The organism is Belnapia arida, assembly GCF_016773205.1.
GTDB lineage: Bacteria > Pseudomonadota > Alphaproteobacteria > Acetobacterales > Acetobacteraceae > Belnapia > Belnapia arida.
Map to the genome: position 1 here is coordinate 670,819 of NZ_JAETWB010000001.1, position 17,918 is coordinate 688,736.

Here is a 17,918-nt window from a genome sequence, read left to right on the forward strand (position 1 = left end):
CCACGTCACGCCCGCGGCTTCAGCCCGCGCCCCTGCATCACCGCCGCTTCGCCGAAGCGGGCCCGCAGCGCCTCCACCGCCTGCCAGCGAGCCGCCCGCTTCGGCGCCTCCGGGTCGGCGAGGTCGCCCCGGTCGGCGCCGGCCGCCGGCGCCAGGGGCTGCGCGCCGATGCCGATGAGGCGGAAGGCGGTGCCATCCGCCTCGCGCAGCAGCAGCGGCCGGGCGGCGGCGAAGAGCGTCTCCGGCAGCCGGGTCGGGGAGGGCAGCCGGGCATTGCGCGTCCGCAGCGCGAAGCCGGCCGTCTTCAGCTTGAGCACGACCCCGGCCGCTGCCAGTTCCTTTTCGCGCAGCCGCCGCGCCAGCTTCTCGCACATGCGCCAGAGCGGCGCCTCCAGCTCGGCGACGGCGGCCAGGTCGCGGTCGAAGGTGGTCTCGGCGCTGATGCTCTTGGTCTCGCGCTCCGGATTGACCGGGCGCTTGTCCTCGCCCCGGGCGCGGGCGGCGAGGCCAGGCCCGTCCTCCCCGAAGCGCCGTGCCGCCTCGAGCGGGTTGAGCGTGGCCAGCTGCCCGAGCCGGGTGAAGCCTGCCGACTCAAGCTTCCGCGCCAGCGCCGGCCCGACGCCCGGCAGCAGCGTCACCGGCTGCGGCGCCAGCCAGTCCGCCGCCTCCGCCCCACCGATGACCGCAAAGCCGCGCGGCTTGTCCCGCTCCGCCGCCAGCTTGCCCATCAGCCGGTTGGCGGCGAGGCCGATGGAGACGGTGACGCCCACCTGCATCTCCACCGCACGGGCGAAGCGGGCGAGCACGGCGGCGGGCGGGGCGCGGTGCAGCGCCGCCGTGCCGCGCAGGTCGAGCACCGCCTCGTCGATCGAGAGCGGCTGGACGAGCGGCGTCAGCCTCTCCATCAGCCCGCGGATCTGCCGCGCGGCGGCGGCGTATTTCGCCATGTCCGGCTTGATGACCACGGCGTCCGGGCAGAGCGCCAGCGCCTTGAACATCGGCATGGCGCTGCGCACGCCGCGGGTGCGGGCGATGTAGCAGGCAGCCGAGACGACGCCCCGCCGGCCGCCGCCGACGATCACCGGCAGGGCCAGCAGCTCCGGCCGGTCCCGCTTCTCGATGCTGGCATAGAAGGCGTCGCAATCGACATGGGCGACGGTCAGCGTGAACAGCTCCGGGTGCCGCACCAGGCGGCGGGAGCCGCAGGCGGCACAGGTGCCGCGCGCCTCGGGCACCTCGCGGAAGCAGTCGCGGCAGAGGCAGGGCATCAGCCGCGACGCAATGCCGGCATCAGGGCGAAGGCAGCGAGCAGCCCGAAGCCGATCCAACCCGCCGGGCTCCGCATCCGCTCGAGCCAGAGGCCCTGGCCCCGGACCAGCCAGTCGAGCGCGGTCTCGGCCAGGACCAGCAGGGCGAGGCCGGCGCCGCCCATGCCGAGCCGCGCCGGCAGCACGGGCGGCACCTCCAGGCGGCGGGCAAGACGGGGTGCCAGGATCGCCATGCCGAGCAGCATCGGCACCGCCTCCAGCGCCGCGGCGGCGGTGGCGCCGAGGCGGGGCGTCAGGACCAGCTCGCGCAGCGGGCCGAGCAGGGCGCCGAGGCCGAACATCGCCGCGGCATAGACCGCGCCGGCGTGCAGCTCAGCCCGCATCCCAGAGCCTAGCCGCGCCGAGCACGCCGGAACTGTCGCCATGCCGCGCCTTGAGCAGGGGCGTCGCCACCACGTCGGAGAAGACGAAGTTCCGCCAGCGCCGGGGGACCTCGTCATAGAGATGCGCCATGTTGGAGAGGCCGCCGGCGAGGATGATGCAATCCGGATCCAGCAGGTTGATGACATGCGCGAGCGCCCGCGCCAGCCGGTCGGCGTGGCGGACAAGTGCCCCGGCCGCCGCCGCATCGCCCGCTTCGGCCCGGCCCGGCAGCCCGCCGGCGTCGCGCGCGCCCGCCCCGTCGGCATCGGCGGCGAGCGCCGGGCCGCAGAGGAAGGTCTCGATGCAGCCCCGCCGCCCGCACCAGCAGGCAGGGCCGGGATACTCGTCCGGCGTCATCCACGGCAGCGGGTTGTGCCCCCATTCCCCGGCGATGCGGTTGCGCCCCTCCTCGATCCGCCCGTCCGTGGTGATACCCGCACCGACCCCGGTGCCGAGGATGACGGCGAAGACCCGGCGATGCCCGGCCCCCGCCCCATCCGCCGCCTCGCTCATGGCGAGGCAGTTGGCGTCGTTCGAGAGCCGCACCAGGCGGCCGAGCCGTGCCGCGATGTCGGCATCCAGCCGCCCGCCGTTCAGCCAGGTGGAATTCGCCCCGCGCACCAGCCCCGTCGCCGGCGAGAGGCTGCCGGGGATGCCGAGGCCAACCGAGCCCTGGCCGCCGAGCTCCGCCTCCGACGCCTCCACCAGCCTGCCGATCAGATTGATGACGCCGGCATAGCCGGACGGCGTCGGCGCGCGCCGGCGGAGGCGGATGGCGCCCGCGGCGTCGAGCGCCACGATCTCCGTCTTGGTGCCGCCAAGGTCGATGCCGAGGCGGAAGGGCATGGCGCTTGTCATGGAACGGCCTGGGTGCTGTCCTCCCCAGCATGTCGGAAACGCTGCTTGATGTGCAGGGGCTCTCCTGTCCCCTGCCGGTGCTGAAGGCCAACAAGGCGCTGCGTTCCCTCCCGCCGGGGGGACGGTTGGTGGTGCTCGCCACCGACCCGGCGGCGGCGAAGGACTTCCCCGCCTTCTGCGCCGAGACCGGGCACGGGCTGGAGGAGGCCAAGGAGGCGGGTGGCGTTTGGCGCTTCGTGTTGCGCAAGCGGGAGGCGGCATGAGCGTTCTGCTGCTCACCCACCGCGCCTGCCTCCGCCACGATCCGGGCGACTACCATCCGGAATGTCCTGATAGGCTGCGCGCCGTGCTCGCGGGGCTGGAGGCGGAGGAGTTCTGCGACCTCATCCGCGCCGAGGCGCCGGAGGCGACGGTCGAGCAGCTGGAGCGCGCCCATCCGCGCAACTATGTCGACGCCATCCTGTCCATCCGCCCGGCGGAGGGGGAGAGCGTCGCCCTCGATGCGGATACGGTGATGAGCGCCGGCAGCGCCGAGGCGGCGCTGCGTGCCGCGGGCGCCGCCGTCGCCGCCGTGGATGCGGTGATGCGGGGCGAGGTGCGCCGCGCCTTCTGCGCAACGCGCCCGCCCGGCCACCATGCCGAACCGGCGCGGCCAATGGGCTTCTGCTTCTTCGCGAACGCCGTCATCGCCGCGCGCCATGCCCAGGTGGCGCATGGGGCGGCGCGCGTTGCCATCATCGATTTCGACGTCCACCACGGCAATGGCAGCCAGGCCTGCGTCGAGGCGGACGGGACGATCCTCTACGCCTCCTCGCATCAATGGCCGCTCTACCCCGGCACGGGCGACCGGCGGGAGCGGGGGGTGGGCAACATCTTCAACGTGCCGCTGCGGCCGGGCGCCGACGGGGCTGAGTTCCGCGAGGCCTGGCAGGCGCTGTTGCCGGCGATCGAAGGGTTCCAGCCGGACCTGCTGGTGATCTCGGCCGGCTTCGATGCCCATGCGCGGGACCCGCTGGCGCAACTCCGCCTGCGGGAGACGGATTTCGCCTGGGTCACGGAGGCGCTCTGCGGCCTCGCCGGGCGGCGCTGCGGCGGGCGCGTCGTCAGCCTGCTGGAGGGCGGCTATGACCTCGATGCGCTGGCCGCCAGCACGGCGGCCCATGTCAGGGTGCTGATGCAGGCCTGAGGGCCCCGACCGGGCGCGGGGCAGCGCCCGCGCTGCGGCACGGGCGGAACCTGCTGCCACTGCAGCCGTTCGGTTTGCCCGAATGGCATTTCTCTCCCCCCTCGGCCCGTCCGACGCGTCGCTTCTCGCCCTTGCCGAGGCGGTACGAGACACGGGCTATAATTTCGTCACGCCGACGCCGGCGACCCATGCCCGGGTCAACCGCCGGCCAGGCAATGCTGTCGCGGAGGACCTCCGTGGCGTCTTCGGCTGGAGCCGGTCCTTCCCGGCTGAGGTGATGCCGCCTGGCCTGTTCGAGCTGATGCGCCGCGCCGAAGTGGCGGTGCCCGAGGCCGGCGAGGCGCTCTGGCGCAGCTTGGTGCGGCTCTCGAGCCTTGCCGGCGAGCTGTTCCTGCATTCCGCCTTCCCCACCAGCGCCGCCGATGCGGTGTTCTTCGGCCCTGATACCTATCGCTTTGCCGCGGCCATCCAGGCGGAGCTCGCCGCCCGCAGTGCCCCCGTCAGGCGCGCGGCCGATATCGGCTGCGGCGCAGGCCCGGGTGGGATCGTCGTCGCCAAGGCCTGTCCGGCGGCGGAGGTGGTGATGCTCGACATCAACGATGCCGCACTCCGCCTGGCGCGGGTCAATGCCGCCCTGGCCGGTGCCGCCGGGGCAACGGCCCTGCACAGCGACCTGTTGACCGGCGTCGGGGGGCCGTTCGATCTCATCGTCTCCAACCCGCCCTATCTGCTCGACCACGCACGGCGGGCCTACCGGCATGGCGGCGGTGCGCTGGGCGAGGGGCTTTCCGTTGCCATCCTCGATGCAGCCCTCGGGCGCCTGGCGCCGGGCGGCACGCTCGTCCTCTACACCGGCGTTGCCATCGTCGAGGGGCAGGATGCCTTCCTGGAGGCGGCGACGCAGCGCCTCGCCGGGGCCGGCCTCGCCTGGCGCTATCGCGAATCCGATCCAGATGTCTTCGGCGAGGAATTGGAGGGCGGCGCCTACGACCGGGCTGACCGCATTGCCGCAGTCGTCCTCACCGTTACGAAGCCAGGGAGTTGAACGATGCCAGAAGGCAGCCTGTACCCGACGAACATGCCCGAGGATGCCGCGCAGGACCGCCTGCAACGCCGGCTCGCCGACCTGAACCGCCGCCGCTTCACTCCGTCGCTTCCCGGCGGTGATTGGGAACAGGACCGGGAAGAGCTTGCCGCGCTGGAGCGCGAGGAGATGGGGTTCCTTGAGGCGCGCCGCGCCGCCGTCGTCGCCCGCGCCGCCGAGGCCCCGACCGATCCCGACGGCTTCATCGCCTGGTTCGAGGAGCTGGACCGCACCGGCCCCGGCCAGGGCGACCCGCTCTTCCCCTGGCTCGCCGAGCGGGCCTCCATGAATGAGATGCGCTGGTTCCTGACCCAGGAGGTCGCCGGGGAGGCGGGCTTCGAGGACCTGGCCGCGCTGACCCAGATACGGATGCCGCAGCAGCCGAAGCTCGAGATCGCGCGCAACTACTGGGACGAGATGGGCCGCGGCAATCCGAAGGGCATGCATGGCCCGCTGCTCGACGTGCTCGCCCATCGGCTCGGCCTCGAGCCCCGGATCGAGTCGACGGTGTGGGAGGCGCTGGCGCTGGCGAACGTCATGGCCGGGCTCGCGGCGAACCGCCGCTATGCCTATCATTCGGTCGGGGCGCTCGGGGTGATCGAGCAGACCGCGCCGGGCCGCTCGGCGATGGTCGCCAAGGGGCTCAAGCGGCTGAAGGTCCCGGCGGGCGACCGGCACTACTTCGACTTGCACGCCATCCTCGACGTGAAGCACTCCCTGGCCTGGAATGCCGAGGCGATCCGGCCGCTCGTCGCCGAGGATCCGCGCTATGCGACGGCCATGGCGGAAGGCGCGCTGATGCGGCTGGAATGCGGCGCTGCCTGCTTCGCCCGGTACCGGCGGGCGCTGCGCCTCGCGCTCTGACGCGGCGGATCAGAAGGGCGGCAGGGGGATGCCGCGCCGCCGGTCGTTCTGCCGGTTCCAGAACTCGAACTGGTCGCGCGTCAGGTTGCGCCGGGCCTCGCGTGGGCCGTTGACGGCGCGGTCGGTCGCTTCCTTCTCGCGCTGCCGGGCCCACCATGCATCGAGCTGGCGTTGCCGCTCGGCGAGTGTCGCCGGGGCGGGTGGAAGCTGCTGCGCGGCGGCTGGCCACGCCGCGCCGAGCAGACCGAGAAGGAGCAGGCGCCGCATCATCACCCGCATGTCGTGTGCCGCATCCCGGCTTGCGAGGGGCGTTGCCGGGCGGGAGGATGCGGCATGACCGATGCCCCGCCGCTTGCCGGATTGCTCGAGACCGCGCTCTATGCCGCCGACATGGCGCAGGCGCGCGGCTTCTATGAGGGTGTGCTCGGCCTCTCGCCCATGTTCGCGGATGAGCGGCTGACCGCCTATCCGGTCGGAGGGCGCAGCGCGTTGCTGGTCTTCCTGCGCGGCAGCACGACGGCGACGGTGCACCTGCCCGGCGGCACCATCCCGCCGCATGACGGCATCGGCGGCGTCCATGCGGCGCTGGCCGTCACGGCGGAGGCGCTGCCGGACTGGGAGGCCCGGCTGGCGGCGCATGGCGTCGCCATCGAGGGACGGACGCGGTGGCCTCGCGGCAGCACCAGCATCTATTTCCGGGACCCGGACGGCAACCTGTTGGAACTGGCGACGCCGGGGCTTTGGCCGGTATGGTAACGATCAGCCACACCCGCGACGAGGCAAGCCCCCGATGCCCGACACGCCGACCCCGACCCTGTCGGACGCGCAGAGCCTGATCCTCCGCGAAGCCGAGGCCGCGCGTGTCGCCGCCGCCGGCAAGCCCTATACCTGGGGCGGCTCGACGACCGAGGGCTTCGACTGCTCCGGCTTCGTCATCCACGTCTTCAACAAGGCCTATGGCACCAACACCCTGGCGCGGGTGACGGCGGACGACCTGCGGACGGGCGGGCGCTTCCCGGCCGTCGACCCGCCGGGGGCGCCGGGCGACCTGGTCTTCTTCGCCCCGGCGGGCACCAGCCGTGCGACGCATGTCGGCATCGTGGTCAGCGCGACGGAATGGATCGGCTCGCAAAGCTCGACTGGCGTCGCCACCGTGAAGTTCACGAACAGCTACTGGCAGCCACGCATTCTCTCCTACGGCCGCTACCAGCCGCTGCAGACGGCGCGTGCGATCATCCCGATGCGGGCCGGCAGCTTCGCCTCCGTCATCAATCGGCCGGCCTGACGGCGATGCGGTGGCTCATCGCGGCGGGCCTGCTGCTGGCGGCCTGCGCCCATGCGGAGACGCCCCCGGGCTGGCAGCGCACCTGGCGGGTCGCCGGCATCGACTGCCCGCGCTGCAGCCCGGCGGATCGCGCCTGGCTGGCGGCGCGGCAGGCGGAGAGGGTGGTCTTCGGCCGGGATGCCTTCACCAACCCCTTCTACGAGGATTGCCCGCAAGGGGTGGACTACGCCGATCTGCGGCCGCGCCCGGCAACTGAGGCGCGCGGCTTCCTCGGCGCCGGGCGCCTGCCGGCGCTGGGCGATGCCATGCCGCTTGCCGGCGCGGTGCGCTGCGCCGACCGGGCCGGGCCGCCGAACACCGTGGCGCGGGTGGTCATCGACGGGCCGCGCGCCTACCTGCTGCACGAATCGGGCGCGGTGCTGCGGCTGGAGTAGGGCGCTTGCCCGCGACGCCCCCGCGGCCTATGGCGCGGGCAGCAGGGGATCGTGACGATGAGCGGGACGAATCAGCGGGTCGACGGCAAGCGGCTGTGGGACAGCCTGATGGCGATGGCCGAGATCGGCGCGACGCCGAAGGGCGGCGTCAGGCGGCTGACGCTCACCGAGGTGGACCGGCAGGGGCGGGAGCGGTTCCGCGGCTGGTGCGAGGCGCTGGGCCTCACTGTGCGCGTCGATGCGATCGGCAACATGTTCGCCAGGCGCGAGGGGCGCGACTCGACGCGGCTGCCGGTGCTGATGGGCAGCCATCTCGACAGCCAGCCCTCGGGCGGGAAATTCGACGGCGCGCTCGGCGTCATCGCGGGGCTGGAGGTGATGCGTTCGCTCAATGACCTCAACATCCAGACCGAGGCGCCAGTCGAGCTGGTCAACTGGACCGATGAGGAGGGCAGCCGCTTCGGCTATTCGCTGATGGGCAGCGGCGCCTGGGCGGGCGTCTATCCGCTGGAGAAGGTCTATGGGCTGCGCGACGTCGAGGGCGTCTCGGTCGAGGAGGCGCTGACGGCGATCGGCTACAAGGGCGAGGTGGCGGCAGCCCCGTTCCCGGCGGATGCCTATTTCGAGTTGCATATCGAGCAGGGGCCGATCCTCGAGAAGGAAGGCAAGCAGATCGGCATCGTCACCGGGGCACAGGCGCAGGTCTGGTACGACGCGGTGGTCACCGGGCAGGACGCGCATGCCGGGACGACGCCGCCCTCCGCGCGGCGGGATGCGCTGGTCTGCGCCGCCCGGATCATCGACCTTGTCGACCGCATGATGCGGGCCCGCGGCGAGGACGGGCGCGGCACGGTCGGGCAGCTGCATGTGCTGCCGAACAGCCGCAACGTGGTGCCCGGCGAGGTGCGGTTCAGCGTCGAGTTCCGCCACCCGGATTTCGGCGAGATCGAGCGGCTGGCGGCGCAATTCCCGCGCGAGGCTGGGTTCATCGCGCGCGATTGCGGGACGCCCCTGAAGCTGGAGGAGCTGTTCCGGCTGCCGGCGCAACCCTTCGATCCGGGCTGCGTCGATCTGGTGCGGCAGGCAGCGGCGCGGCTCGGCCTGCCGGCGCGGGAAATCGTCTCGGGCGCCGGGCATGACGCGGTCTATGTGGCGCGGAGCGTGCCGACGGCGATGATCTTCACCCCCTGCAAGGACGGGCTCTCCCACAACGAGGCGGAAAGCATCGAGCCGAGCGAGGCGGAGGCGGGATGCCAGGTACTGTTCGAGGCGGTGGTGGCGCGGGCGAACCGGCCGGTCTGAACGGCTCAACTATTGAAGGGGTGAGCCGGCAAGCTCTTGTTTTCGCAGGGGCCTGCGGCGGGGTTTGAGAATTTCAAGGATTGAGGCGGGAGTTCGGGTGCGGTTTCGTCTTCGGCAAATAATCCTATAGCTGAGGGTTGGGGCTGCCGTCCAGCGGATCCTCAGCCGCCGACCCACTGGGCGATGAGGTAGGCGACCGTGGCCGCCAGGCCGCCGATGCCGAAGGTCTGCAGCGCGCCGCGCAGCGGGGGGAGGCCGGTGGCCCGGGCCTTCAGCCAGCCGAAGCCGAGCAAGGCGATGCCGGTAATCGTGGCGGAGACCATCAGGGCCGGGCGGGTTTCCGCCATGAGGATGTAGGGCGAGAGCGGGATCATCCCGCCCACCGCATAGGCGCCGCCGATGGTCGCGGCCGAGCGGGCGGCGCGGCCGGGGGTGGGCTCCGCGAGGTCCAGCTCGAAGCGCATCATGAAGTCGACCCAGCGGCGGCGGTCGGCGGCGATGGCCTCCGTCGCCTGGCGCAGGGTCTCGCCCCGCAGGCCGTAGCGGTGGAGGATGACGGAAACCTCCCAACGCTCGCGGTCGGGGTAGTCGCGGATCTCCTGCTCTTCGCGGCTGCGCTCGGCCTCGAAATGCTGGGCGTCGGTGCGGGCGGCGAGGTAGCCGCCGAGGCCCATGGCGACGCAGCCGGCGGCGATCTCGGCGAGGCCGGCCGTCACGATCAGCGGATTGGCGGCGATGGCGCCGGAGAGGCCGGCGGCGAGGGCGAAGGGCACCGTCAGCCCGTCCGCCGTGCCGATGACCAGGTCGCGGACGGTCTCGGAGGCAGTGAAATGCTGCTCGCCCTCGGGCGGGCCGGGAGGGGCGGGGGGGAGTTCCTCGCGCTGGGGGGCGGTGTCCATGCTGGCAGGCTATCGCGCCGCCGTGACCGCATCCAGGGGCTGGGTTGCCGGCCACCGCACCGCGGCCTATAGGGCCGACAACCCAGGAGGACCGCTGCCTTGGCCAGCCTCGAACCCGATTCCCAGCCCGATGCCAAGCCGAACCCGGCGCTCGCCTTGCAGGCCGAGATCCTCGCTCGGCCGGCGACGGAGGAGCGGCGGATGGCGGATGCGATCCGGGCGCTGGCGATCGATGCCGTCGAGAAGTCGAAATCGGGCCATCCCGGCATGCCCCTCGGCATGGCGGATGTGGCGACGGTGCTGTTCAGCCAGTTCGTGAAGTTCGACGCCGCCGACCCGCGTTGGCCGGACCGCGACCGCTTCGTGCTCAGCGCCGGGCATGGCTCGATGCTGCTCTACTCGATCCTGCATCTCACCGGGCAGCCGGGGATGACGATCGACGACATCAAGCATTTCCGCCAGCTGCATTCGCCGGCGGCGGGGCACCCGGAGTTCGGCGAGGCGCCGGGGATCGAGACGACGACCGGGCCGCTCGGCCAGGGCATCGGCAATGCCGTCGGCATGGCGCTGGCGGAGCGGATCCTGGCGGCGCGCTTCGGCAAGTCGCTGGTCGACCACCGCACCTGGGCGATCTGCGGCGATGGCTGCCTGCAGGAAGGGGTCAGCCATGAGGCGGCCTCGCTCGCCGGGCATCTCAACCTCGACAAGCTGACGCTGCTCTGGGACGACAACAAGGTCACCATCGACGGCCCGACCGACCTCTCCTTCACCGACGACACCCTGAAGCGTTTCCAGTCCTATGGATGGGCGGTGCGGCGGGTCGACGGGCACGACACGGCGGAGGTGGCGGCGGCGCTGGCCTGGGCCGTCAGGACGCCGAAGCCGGTGCTGATCGCCTGCAAGACCATCATCGGCTTCTCCGCGCCGAAGAAGGCGGGGACTGCGGCGAGCCATGGCAGCCCGCTCGGGCCCGAGGAAGCCGCGGCGGCGAAGTCGGCGCTGGGCTGGAACCACCCGCCCTTCGAGGTGCCGGAGGGGCTGCGGGAGCGCTGGGAGGCGGTGGGACGCCGCTCGGCGGGGACACGGCGGACCTGGCTGAAGCGGCTGGCCAAGCACCCGATGAAGGCCGATTTCGAGCGCGCCATCGCCGGCAAGCTGCCGGAAGCCTGGCACGAGGCGCTGGCGGCGCTGCGGGTGAAGACCGCGGAGGAGAAGCCGAAGCTCGCGACACGGATCGCGGGGCAGCGGGCGCTCGAGGCGCTGGTGCCCTCGATTCCGGAGATGGTCGGTGGCTCGGCGGACCTGACGGGGTCGAACAACACCAATGTGAAGGGCATCCCTTCGGTGAAGCCGGGGGATTTCAACGGGCGCTACGTGCATTACGGCGTGCGCGAGCACGGCATGGCCGCGGCGATGAACGGCATGGCGCTGCATGGCGGCATCATCCCCTATTCCGGTGCCTTCCTGGTCTTCGCCGACTACATGCGGCCGTCGATCCGGCTGGCGGCGCTGATGCGCCAGCGCGTCATCCATGTGCTGACGCATGACAGCATCGGCCTCGGCGAGGACGGGCCGACGCACCAGCCGGTGGAGACGCTGGCGGGGTTGCGCGCCATCCCGCACCTCTTCGTCTTCCGCCCCGGCGATGCAATGGAGACCGCCGAGTGCTGGGAGCTGGCAGTGAAGCGGTCGGACGGGCCGAGCGTGCTGGCGCTGTCGCGGCAGGGGCTGACGCCATACCGGACCGAGGCGGGGGAGAACCGCTGTGCGCGGGGCGGGTATGTCGTCGAGGAGGGTTCCGGGCCGCGGCGCGCAACCTTGATCGCCACTGGCTCGGAAGTGTCCATCGCCCTGGTTGCCCGGGCGGCGCTGGAGGCCGATGGTATCGCAACGGCCGTCGTCTCGCTGCCCTGCTGGGAGTTGTTCGCCGCGCAGGATGCAGGATACCGGGAGGGGGTGCTGGGAAGCGCCCTCCGCGTCGGGATCGAGGCGGCGATCGGCTTCGGCTGGGAGCGTTGGCTGGGGCCGGAGGGACTCTTCATCGGCATGGAGGGCTTCGGCGCCTCGGGCCCGGTGGAGGATCTGTACCGCCACTTCGGCATCACGGCCGAGGCGGTGACGGCGGCGGTGAAGAAGCGTATCGGTTGAGCGTGTTGTCGAGCCCCTTGGTCGGGCTCCAAGAGAAGGAAGACGATGATGGCCGTGAAGGTCGGGATCAACGGGTTCGGGCGCATCGGTCGCCTGGTGCTGCGCGCGATGATCGAGAGCGGGCGCGACGATGTGGAATGCGTCGCCATCAATGACCTCGGCTCGGTCGAGGCCAATGCGCACCTCTTCCGCTACGACAGCGTGCATGGGCGCTTCCCGGGCGAGGTGCAGGTCGAGGGCAACTCGATGATCATCTCGGCCAATGGCCGGACCTATGCGCCGATCAAGGTGACGGCCGAGCGTGACCCGACCAAGCTGCCCTGGCAGGGCATCGACGTCGCGGCCGAGTGCACCGGCATCTTCACCAACTCCGACAAGGCGGCGCTGCTGCTGCAGTCCGGCGCGCGGAAGGTGCTGGTCTCCGCCCCCGTCACCTGGGCCGAAGCGCATGCCGACGACAGCGCGCAGGCGACCATCGTCTATGGCGTGAACCACAAGATCCTGAAGCCGAGCCACCAGATCGTCTCGAACGCGTCCTGCACCACCAACTGCCTCGCGCCGGTGGCGAAGGTGCTGCACGAGAAGTTCGGCATCCAGCGCGGCTACATGGTGACGATCCACGCCTATACGGGCGACCAGAACACGGTCGACACATTGCACAAGGACCTGCACCGGGCGCGCGCCGCGGCCGTCTCCGCCATCCCGACCTCGACGGGTGCGGCGAAGGCGGTCGGCCTCGTGCTGCCGGAGCTGAAGGGCAAGCTGGACGGCACCGCCATCCGCATCCCGACGCCGAATGTCTCGCTCATCTCGCTCGACGTGAACCTCAAGACCGAGGGCGTCACCAAGGAGATGGTGAACCAGGTGATGAAGGAAGCCGCCGAGGGCGAGCTGAAGGGTATCCTCGGCTACAACACCGCGCCGCTGGTCTCCATCGACTTCAACCACGACAGCCATTCCTCGACCTTCGACGCGACGCAGACCCAGGTGGTCGACGGCGCGCTGGTGCGGGTGATGAGCTGGTACGACAACGAGTGGGGCTTCTCCAACCGCATGTCGGACACTGCCGCGCTGCTCGGCAGCCTCTGAGCCTGGACAACACGGCGCCCGCCCAGTCGGCGGGCGCCGCATGAGGACCCACCGGATGGCCCGCTTCCGCACTCTCGACGACCTCGACCCCAAGGGCCGCCGCATCCTGCTGCGCGCCGACCTGAACCTGCCGATGAGGGATGGCGTCATCACCGACCGCACCCGGATCGAGCGGCTGGCGCCGACCGTCCAGGAGCTGGCGGAGAAGGGCGGGCGGGTCATCCTGTGCAGCCATTTCGACCGGCCCAAGGGCAAGCGCGTGCCGGAGATGTCGCTGAAGCCGATGCAGGAGGCGCTGGCGCAGGCGCTGAGCCGGCCGGTTGCCTTCGTCGACGACTGCATCGGGCCGGAGGCCGAGGCCGCCGCCGCCCGGCTGCAGGATGGCGAGGTGCTGCTGCTCGAGAACACCCGCTACCACGCGGGCGAGGAAGCCAACGACCCGGCGATGGCGGCGGCGCTGGCGAAGCTCGCGGATGTCTATGTCAACGATGCCTTCTCGGCGGCGCACCGGGCACATGCCAGCACCGAGGGCGTGGCGCGGCTGCTGCCCTCCTATGCAGGGCGGCTGATGCAGGCGGAGCTGGAGGCGCTGGATGCGGCGCTCGGCAACCCGGCGCGGCCGGTCGTCGCCATCGTCGGCGGGGCGAAGGTCAGCACCAAGCTCGACCTGCTCGGCAACATGGTGAAGCGGGTGGACGTGCTGGTCATCGGTGGGGCGATGGCGAACACCTTCCTCGGTGCGCAGGGGCATGCCATGGGCAAGTCCTTGCAGGAGGCAGGGATGTACGACACGGCGCGGGCAATCCTGGAGACCGCCCGGACGGCGAATTGCGAGATCATCCTGCCGAGCGACCTGATGGTGGCGGCGGCCTTCGCGGCGAATGTCCCGACGCGGGAAGTCGGCGTCGATGCCGTGCCGGCCGAGATGATGGCGCTGGATGTGGGGCCGGATACGGTGGCGGCGATCGAGGCGCGGCTGCGCCAGGCCTCGACCCTGGTGTGGAACGGGCCGCTCGGCGCCTTCGAGACGCCGCCCTTCGACGCGGCGACGGTCGCGGTCGCGCAGTCGGTGGCGGGGCTGACGCAGTCGATGGGGCTGAAGTCGATCGCCGGCGGCGGGGATACCGTCGCGGCGCTCAAGCATGCGGGCGTCGAGGAGCGGATGACCTATGTGTCGGCCGCGGGTGGTGCCTTCCTCGAATGGCTTGAGGGAAAGACCTTGCCGGGGGTGGCGGCCTTGGAGACTGCTGCCTAAGCTTCCAGCGAGTGTGACCAAAGCTTACTGGACGGTTAACGGCGGCGGGCGCCATGCTGCGGCATGCGCATCCCGCCCCGCGACCGCCGCCATCGTGCTCCCGCCTTTACCGGCGATTCAGACCTCGAAGGCATGATCCGGCGCATGATCAGCACCAATGCGCTGGCCGCCTTCACGACGCAGGTGGCACAGACCAGGCCGGCCCAGCCGGTCCGAGGCATCAGCCCGGGGCAAAATGGCCCGGCCGCCGATGTCCAGCCGTCCCAGCGGACGCTGGAGGCGGTGCCCACGGCGCCGAGCCGCCCGCCGCCACGCGGTTCCCTGCTCGACCTGCGCGTCTGAGCGTGCCCATCGGAGCTTGCACTGACCGGAGGGGCCGCCCATCCTCTCCTCATGGCGAGCTTTGTCCGCACCGTCCCGGAAGGTGAAGACCGCGAGCGGCTGACCTGTGCCGATTGCGGTTTCATTGCCTATGAGAACCCCAAGATCGTCGTCGGCAGCGTCGTCGGGGTCGGGGAGCGGGTGCTGCTCTGCCGGAGGGCGATCGAGCCCCGGCGCGGCTTCTGGACCCTGCCGGCCGGCTACATGGAAATGGCCGAGACGGTCGAGGAAGGCGCCCGGCGCGAGGCCTGGGAAGAGGCTCAGGCGCGCATCGCCATCGAGGGCGTGCTCGCCATCTATTCCATCGCCCGGATCGGGCAGGTGCAGGTGATCTTCCGCGCGGGGCTGGCAGAGCCGGGCTTCGCGCCGGGGCCGGAGAGCCTCGATGTGCGGCTGTTCGGCTGGGAGGAGATTCCCTGGGGGGAGATTGCCTTTCCCTCTGTTCACTGGGCTTTGAGGCAGTGGCGGGAGGCGGCGGGCCGTCCACTCGGCCTGCCTGCGATGAACCCACCCGAGGATGTGCGGGGGACACGGCCCCTGCCGGGAGACGGGCTATGAGGCGGGTACTGCTCACGCTGCTGCTGCTCACCGGACCGGCCTTGGCGGAGGAGGCGACGGTGCTTTCGCCCGGGCCGGAGGTCCGGTTGCCGGAGCGGGCGGCACCGGCACGGCCGCAGCCGAGGAGGCCGGCGCTGCGGAAGCCGCCCCCGCTCAACCTCGCGAAACATGCGGCGCTGCCGTTGCCGCCGCGCCAGCCGCAGCCCGGCAACCTAGCGCCGGTGCCGAATCGCATGGTGGAGCGGCAGGCGCCCCTGCCGGACCCGCGGACGACGCTGGGCCCCAGCCTGCTCTACCGCAACCTGCCGGGGCGTGGGCTGGCCGAGGAAGGCTCGCCGAGCCTGCTGGAGGACAAGCTCTACCGGCCGGCGCCGGGGGCGAGGCTCAGGGTGCCCTTCGCCTACTGAGGCTTGAGGCCGCGGCCGGCGTCCCAGACCGGGTCGGGGGTGGTCCAGAGCACCGGGTCGCGCATGGCGGCGGCCAACGCACGGGTGACGGCGGCGAAGATGGCCTCGCCCTTCTCGGCGGTCGCGGCGCGTGGGTCGCCGCGGACGCCGGTGCGCGGGGCGCGTTCCTCGAAGGAGTAGAAGCGGACAAAGCCGGTGGGCGGGTTCGGCGGCGGGTTGGAAAGGCTCTCGACGATTTTCTCCTGGCGGACCTGGGCGGCATCCAATGCGAGCCAAAGGCTGGTCTCGCCCTCGCAGGCATGCTGCACGCCGGGCTGCGTCGTCAGTATACCGGCGATCTCCTTCGCGGCCACCTGGGGCCAGGTGGTGGTGACGATGGGGATGCCGAATTCCACCGCCAGCTCGCGGCCGGCGACGGCCAGCGGGTCGATGTTGCCGCCATGGCCGTTGACGATCAGCAGGCGGCGGAAGCCGTCGGCGACCAGCGAGCGGACGACGCAGCGGAGCACGGCCTGGAAGGTGGCGTGGTCGAGCGTGATGGTACCGCCGAAGGGCAGGTGGTGCTCCGAAAGGCCGAGCCAGACCGGGGGGAGGACGGCGACGGGGAGGTCCTCGGCCACGGCGGCGGCGGCGCGGAGGGCGAATTCATGAGCGCAGGCGCTGTCGGTCCAGACCGGAAGGTGGGGGCCATGCTGCTCGAGGCTGCCGATGGGGAGGATGACGAGGGCATCGCGGGCGGCCAGCGCCTTCAATTCGGGGCCGGTCATGCGGTCCCAGCGGGTTTCGGTGGGCATGGATGATTTCCTTCCGTTGGGGACGAGAGGGGCGGTGCCCCTCTCGCGCTCTCCCCACCAAAGGCCGAAGGGCCTTTGGAATCCAATAGGTTAGCGCAAGGATTTTAAAAGCCCTTCGGCCTTTGGCGGGGGAGTTTGAGGGGATCGGAGGCACTGCCTTCGATGCACCCTCAATCAATGCGCCGCACCGATCGCCGCCATGACATCGGCCACGGTCTCCCGCACCGCGACATCGGTGGCAAAGCGCAGCCCGGCGACGACGATGGCGGCGCGGGCGCCCGCTGCGTGGCGTTCCTCCGAGGGGCGGACCAGGACGATGCGGTCGAGCGCCAGGTAGGTGCGGGCGCCATTGAGGTCGGTTAGCGGGACGAGGCGGAGGCCGGCGGCCTGCAGACGGCGGATGACGGCATCCAGCCCCTCGCTGCTGCGCTGCTGGACGAAGGCGGTGGTGTCGAGGATGGTCGCGCCGTCGAGCCTGGCGACGCGGACGACCTGCATGGCGTTCAGCCGGACCGGGGCGCGGCCCTCGGCGGGAAGCAGCTCGACGAAGCTGGCGGGAGGCGCGTCCTGGGCTGCGGCCGGGGAGCCCAGCAAGAGCAGCGGCAGGAGGCGCCGGGAGATCATGGCAGGCCGACCAACCCTCTCGCATAGTCGCGAGCGGTGAAGGGACGGAGGTCGGCCGCCTTCTCGCCGACGCCCACCACATGCACGGGCAGGCCGAATTCCTGGGCAAGTGCCACGACGACGCCGCCCTTGGCGCTGCCGTCCAGCTTGGTGACGGCGAGGCCGGTGACGGCGACCATCTCCTTGAAGACCTTCACCTGCTGCACGGCGTTCTGGCCGGTGGTGGCGTCGAGGACGAGGAGGACGGAATGCGGCGCCTCAGGGTCGACGCGCTTCATCACGCGGATGACCTTGCGCAGCTCCTCCATCAGCGCCGTCTTGTTGTGCAGGCGGCCGGCCGTGTCAACCAGCAGGACCTGGGTGCCTTCGGCGCGGGCGGCGGTCAGTGCGTCGAAGGCGAGGCCGGCGGCATCCGCCCCTTCCTTCGCGGGCTTGAAGACACGCGCGCCGGTGCGCTCGCCCCAGATCTGCAACTGCTCGACGGCGGCGGCGCGGAAGGTGTCGCCGGCGACGAAGGCGCAGGAGAGGCCCTGCTCGCGATATTGCTGGCCGAGCTTGGCGATGGTCGTCGTCTTGCCGGTGCCGTTGACGCCGACCACCAGCACGACATGCGGCGCGCGCAGGGGGTCGAGCACCAGGGGCTGAGCGACAGGGCCGAGGATGGTGGCGATCTCCTCGGCGAGCGCGGCCTTCACCTCCTCGTCGGTGACCTCCTTGCCGAAGCGGGTGCGGCGGAAGCCCTCGACGATGCGGCGGCTGGCGGCGACGCCGAGATCGGCAGTGATGAGCGTCTCCTCCAGCTCCTCCAGGGCCTCGTTGTCGAGGCGGCGCTTGCGGAAGAGGGTGGTGACGCTGTCGGTAAGGCGGGCGGTGGAGCGGGAAAGGCCGGCGCGGAGGCGGGAGAACCAGCCGGTGCGGGCGGCTTCCTCCGGCTCGTCAACCGGAAGAGGAGGAGTGGGAAGCGAGGCGGGGAGCGGCTGCACCTCGGCCTCGGGCTCGGCTTCGAAGCCGGCCTCGCGCAGCGCGGCTTCCTCCTCGGGGGTGAGGGCGACCTCGAAC

General features: G+C 71.6%; 22 protein-coding genes. 14 read left to right on the top strand and 8 right to left on the bottom strand.

Annotation, left to right across the window (positions count from 1 at the left end; translation table 11 throughout):
- Positions 1-5: 5 nt before the first annotated feature.
- The 3 genes from JMJ56_RS03375 to JMJ56_RS03385 are packed head-to-tail and all read right to left on the bottom strand — an operon-like array spanning position 6 to position 2,537.
- Positions 6-1,268, bottom strand: coding sequence for a DNA polymerase IV (locus JMJ56_RS03375; protein WP_202830173.1), 1,263 nt, complete (start codon positions 1,266-1,268; stop codon positions 6-8).
- The gene (locus JMJ56_RS03380; protein WP_202830174.1) at positions 1,268-1,651 is read right to left on the bottom strand and encodes a hypothetical protein; all 384 of its coding nucleotides are present in this window, start codon (positions 1,649-1,651) and stop codon (positions 1,268-1,270) included. Before JMJ56_RS03380 ends, JMJ56_RS03375 begins: the two co-directional genes overlap by 1 nt.
- A complete protein-coding gene (locus JMJ56_RS03385; protein WP_202830863.1) occupies positions 1,641-2,537 on the bottom strand; it encodes an ROK family protein in 897 nt (298 codons plus the stop codon). Before JMJ56_RS03385 ends, JMJ56_RS03380 begins: the two co-directional genes overlap by 11 nt.
- Positions 2,538-2,578: 41 nt before the next feature.
- Between JMJ56_RS03385 and JMJ56_RS03390 the strand changes: the two genes are divergently transcribed.
- The 4 genes from JMJ56_RS03390 (at position 2,579) to JMJ56_RS03405 (ending at position 5,683) form a co-directional block, all read left to right on the top strand.
- Complete coding sequence (locus JMJ56_RS03390) at positions 2,579-2,812, top strand: sulfurtransferase TusA family protein (RefSeq protein WP_202830175.1); 234 nt, start codon at positions 2,579-2,581, stop codon at positions 2,810-2,812.
- Positions 2,809-3,735 carry a histone deacetylase family protein gene (locus JMJ56_RS03395; RefSeq protein WP_202830176.1) on the top strand — a complete coding sequence of 309 codons (927 nt, stop codon included), beginning with the start codon at positions 2,809-2,811 and terminating at the stop codon, positions 3,733-3,735. Before JMJ56_RS03390 ends, JMJ56_RS03395 begins: the two co-directional genes overlap by 4 nt.
- Before the next feature lie 82 nt (positions 3,736-3,817).
- On the top strand, positions 3,818-4,780 hold the full coding sequence (locus JMJ56_RS03400; RefSeq protein ID WP_202830177.1) for a methyltransferase: 963 nt from the start codon (positions 3,818-3,820) through the stop codon (positions 4,778-4,780).
- A 3-nt stretch (positions 4,781-4,783) separates the two neighbouring features.
- Positions 4,784-5,683 (top strand): iron-containing redox enzyme family protein, encoded by a 900-nt coding sequence (locus JMJ56_RS03405; protein WP_236037400.1) that lies wholly within the window; start codon positions 4,784-4,786, stop codon positions 5,681-5,683.
- A gap of 9 nt (positions 5,684-5,692) precedes the next feature.
- On the opposite strand, the gene JMJ56_RS03410 is transcribed toward JMJ56_RS03405, so the two are convergent.
- The gene (locus tag JMJ56_RS03410; protein ID WP_202830178.1) at positions 5,693-5,962 is read right to left on the bottom strand and encodes a hypothetical protein; all 270 of its coding nucleotides are present in this window, start codon (positions 5,960-5,962) and stop codon (positions 5,693-5,695) included.
- 54 nt (positions 5,963-6,016) lie between these two features.
- Here JMJ56_RS03410 and JMJ56_RS03415 point away from each other — a divergent pair, with 54 nt between their 5' ends.
- Genes JMJ56_RS03415 through JMJ56_RS03430 form a run of 4 tightly spaced genes read left to right on the top strand, consistent with a single transcriptional unit; the run spans position 6,017 to position 8,704 of the window.
- Complete coding sequence (locus tag JMJ56_RS03415; RefSeq protein ID WP_202830179.1) at positions 6,017-6,439, top strand: VOC family protein; 423 nt, start codon at positions 6,017-6,019, stop codon at positions 6,437-6,439.
- Between the two features lie 34 nt (positions 6,440-6,473).
- Entirely contained in the window at positions 6,474-6,968 is a 495-nt protein-coding gene (locus tag JMJ56_RS03420) for a C40 family peptidase (protein WP_202830180.1), read from the top strand.
- A 5-nt stretch (positions 6,969-6,973) separates the two neighbouring features.
- On the top strand, positions 6,974-7,402 hold the full coding sequence (locus JMJ56_RS03425; protein WP_202830181.1) for a hypothetical protein: 429 nt from the start codon (positions 6,974-6,976) through the stop codon (positions 7,400-7,402).
- A gap of 57 nt (positions 7,403-7,459) precedes the next feature.
- On the top strand, positions 7,460-8,704 hold the full coding sequence (locus JMJ56_RS03430) for a Zn-dependent hydrolase (protein ID WP_202830182.1): 1,245 nt from the start codon (positions 7,460-7,462) through the stop codon (positions 8,702-8,704).
- 161 nt (positions 8,705-8,865) lie between these two features.
- Here the strand turns inward: JMJ56_RS03430 and JMJ56_RS03435 are convergent, their stop codons facing one another.
- Entirely contained in the window at positions 8,866-9,603 is a 738-nt protein-coding gene (locus JMJ56_RS03435; RefSeq protein WP_202830183.1) for a VIT1/CCC1 transporter family protein, read from the bottom strand.
- A gap of 99 nt (positions 9,604-9,702) precedes the next feature.
- Here JMJ56_RS03435 and tkt point away from each other — a divergent pair, with 99 nt between their 5' ends.
- The 6 genes from tkt to JMJ56_RS03465 all read left to right on the top strand — a co-directional run bounded on the left by tkt (position 9,703) and on the right by JMJ56_RS03465 (position 15,441).
- The gene (tkt, locus tag JMJ56_RS03440) at positions 9,703-11,751 is read left to right on the top strand and encodes a transketolase (RefSeq protein ID WP_202830184.1); all 2,049 of its coding nucleotides are present in this window, start codon (positions 9,703-9,705) and stop codon (positions 11,749-11,751) included.
- Between the two features lie 48 nt (positions 11,752-11,799).
- Positions 11,800-12,840 carry a type I glyceraldehyde-3-phosphate dehydrogenase gene (gene gap, locus JMJ56_RS03445; RefSeq protein ID WP_202830185.1) on the top strand — a complete coding sequence of 347 codons (1,041 nt, stop codon included), beginning with the start codon at positions 11,800-11,802 and terminating at the stop codon, positions 12,838-12,840.
- A 55-nt stretch (positions 12,841-12,895) separates the two neighbouring features.
- A complete protein-coding gene (locus JMJ56_RS03450; protein WP_202830186.1) occupies positions 12,896-14,095 on the top strand; it encodes a phosphoglycerate kinase in 1,200 nt (399 codons plus the stop codon).
- 144 nt (positions 14,096-14,239) lie between these two features.
- Entirely contained in the window at positions 14,240-14,437 is a 198-nt protein-coding gene (locus tag JMJ56_RS03455) for a hypothetical protein (protein ID WP_202830187.1), read from the top strand.
- A gap of 51 nt (positions 14,438-14,488) precedes the next feature.
- On the top strand, positions 14,489-15,034 hold the full coding sequence (locus JMJ56_RS03460; RefSeq protein WP_202830188.1) for an NUDIX hydrolase: 546 nt from the start codon (positions 14,489-14,491) through the stop codon (positions 15,032-15,034).
- Positions 15,031-15,441 (top strand): hypothetical protein, encoded by a 411-nt coding sequence (locus JMJ56_RS03465; protein ID WP_202830189.1) that lies wholly within the window; start codon positions 15,031-15,033, stop codon positions 15,439-15,441. Before JMJ56_RS03460 ends, JMJ56_RS03465 begins: the two co-directional genes overlap by 4 nt.
- Here the strand turns inward: JMJ56_RS03465 and JMJ56_RS03470 are convergent.
- From JMJ56_RS03470 to ftsY, 3 genes are all read right to left on the bottom strand, one after another.
- Positions 15,435-16,235: a creatininase family protein gene (locus tag JMJ56_RS03470; RefSeq protein WP_202830190.1), complete on the bottom strand. Its 801-nt coding sequence runs from the start codon at positions 16,233-16,235 to the stop codon at positions 15,435-15,437. The two genes, JMJ56_RS03465 and JMJ56_RS03470, sit on opposite strands and share 7 nt — an antisense overlap.
- Before the next feature lie 174 nt (positions 16,236-16,409).
- The gene (locus JMJ56_RS03475) at positions 16,410-16,859 is read right to left on the bottom strand and encodes a hypothetical protein (protein WP_202830191.1); all 450 of its coding nucleotides are present in this window, start codon (positions 16,857-16,859) and stop codon (positions 16,410-16,412) included.
- Positions 16,856-17,842 carry a signal recognition particle-docking protein FtsY gene (ftsY, locus tag JMJ56_RS03480; protein ID WP_456318779.1) on the bottom strand — a complete coding sequence of 329 codons (987 nt, stop codon included), beginning with the start codon at positions 17,840-17,842 and terminating at the stop codon, positions 16,856-16,858. Before ftsY ends, JMJ56_RS03475 begins: the two co-directional genes overlap by 4 nt.
- Positions 17,843-17,918: the final 76 nt, after the last annotated feature.

Excerpts from the sequence above, each read along its gene's own strand:
- JMJ56_RS03375 (WP_202830173.1), bottom strand. The coding sequence starts at position 1,268 with ATGCCCTGCCTCTGCCGCGACTGCTTCCGCGAGGTGCCCGAGGCGCGC.
- JMJ56_RS03380 (WP_202830174.1), bottom strand. The coding sequence starts at position 1,651 with ATGCGGGCTGAGCTGCACGCCGGCGCGGTCTATGCCGCGGCGATGTTC.
- JMJ56_RS03385 (WP_202830863.1), bottom strand. The coding sequence starts at position 2,537 with ATGCCCTTCCGCCTCGGCATCGACCTTGGCGGCACCAAGACGGAGATC.
- JMJ56_RS03390 (WP_202830175.1), top strand. The coding sequence starts at position 2,579 with ATGTCGGAAACGCTGCTTGATGTGCAGGGGCTCTCCTGTCCCCTGCCG.
- JMJ56_RS03395 (WP_202830176.1), top strand. The coding sequence starts at position 2,809 with ATGAGCGTTCTGCTGCTCACCCACCGCGCCTGCCTCCGCCACGATCCG.
- JMJ56_RS03400 (WP_202830177.1), top strand. The coding sequence starts at position 3,818 with ATGGCATTTCTCTCCCCCCTCGGCCCGTCCGACGCGTCGCTTCTCGCC.
- JMJ56_RS03405 (WP_236037400.1), top strand. The coding sequence starts at position 4,784 with ATGCCAGAAGGCAGCCTGTACCCGACGAACATGCCCGAGGATGCCGCG.
- JMJ56_RS03410 (WP_202830178.1), bottom strand. The coding sequence starts at position 5,962 with ATGCGGGTGATGATGCGGCGCCTGCTCCTTCTCGGTCTGCTCGGCGCG.
- JMJ56_RS03415 (WP_202830179.1), top strand. The coding sequence starts at position 6,017 with ATGACCGATGCCCCGCCGCTTGCCGGATTGCTCGAGACCGCGCTCTAT.
- JMJ56_RS03420 (WP_202830180.1), top strand. The coding sequence starts at position 6,474 with ATGCCCGACACGCCGACCCCGACCCTGTCGGACGCGCAGAGCCTGATC.
- JMJ56_RS03425 (WP_202830181.1), top strand. The coding sequence starts at position 6,974 with ATGCGGTGGCTCATCGCGGCGGGCCTGCTGCTGGCGGCCTGCGCCCAT.
- JMJ56_RS03430 (WP_202830182.1), top strand. The coding sequence starts at position 7,460 with ATGAGCGGGACGAATCAGCGGGTCGACGGCAAGCGGCTGTGGGACAGC.
- JMJ56_RS03435 (WP_202830183.1), bottom strand. The coding sequence starts at position 9,603 with ATGGACACCGCCCCCCAGCGCGAGGAACTCCCCCCCGCCCCTCCCGGC.
- gap (WP_202830185.1), top strand. The coding sequence starts at position 11,800 with ATGGCCGTGAAGGTCGGGATCAACGGGTTCGGGCGCATCGGTCGCCTG.
- JMJ56_RS03450 (WP_202830186.1), top strand. The coding sequence starts at position 12,896 with ATGGCCCGCTTCCGCACTCTCGACGACCTCGACCCCAAGGGCCGCCGC.
- JMJ56_RS03455 (WP_202830187.1), top strand. The coding sequence starts at position 14,240 with ATGATCAGCACCAATGCGCTGGCCGCCTTCACGACGCAGGTGGCACAG.
- JMJ56_RS03460 (WP_202830188.1), top strand. The coding sequence starts at position 14,489 with ATGGCGAGCTTTGTCCGCACCGTCCCGGAAGGTGAAGACCGCGAGCGG.
- JMJ56_RS03465 (WP_202830189.1), top strand. The coding sequence starts at position 15,031 with ATGAGGCGGGTACTGCTCACGCTGCTGCTGCTCACCGGACCGGCCTTG.
- JMJ56_RS03470 (WP_202830190.1), bottom strand. The coding sequence starts at position 16,235 with ATGCCCACCGAAACCCGCTGGGACCGCATGACCGGCCCCGAATTGAAG.
- JMJ56_RS03475 (WP_202830191.1), bottom strand. The coding sequence starts at position 16,859 with ATGATCTCCCGGCGCCTCCTGCCGCTGCTCTTGCTGGGCTCCCCGGCC.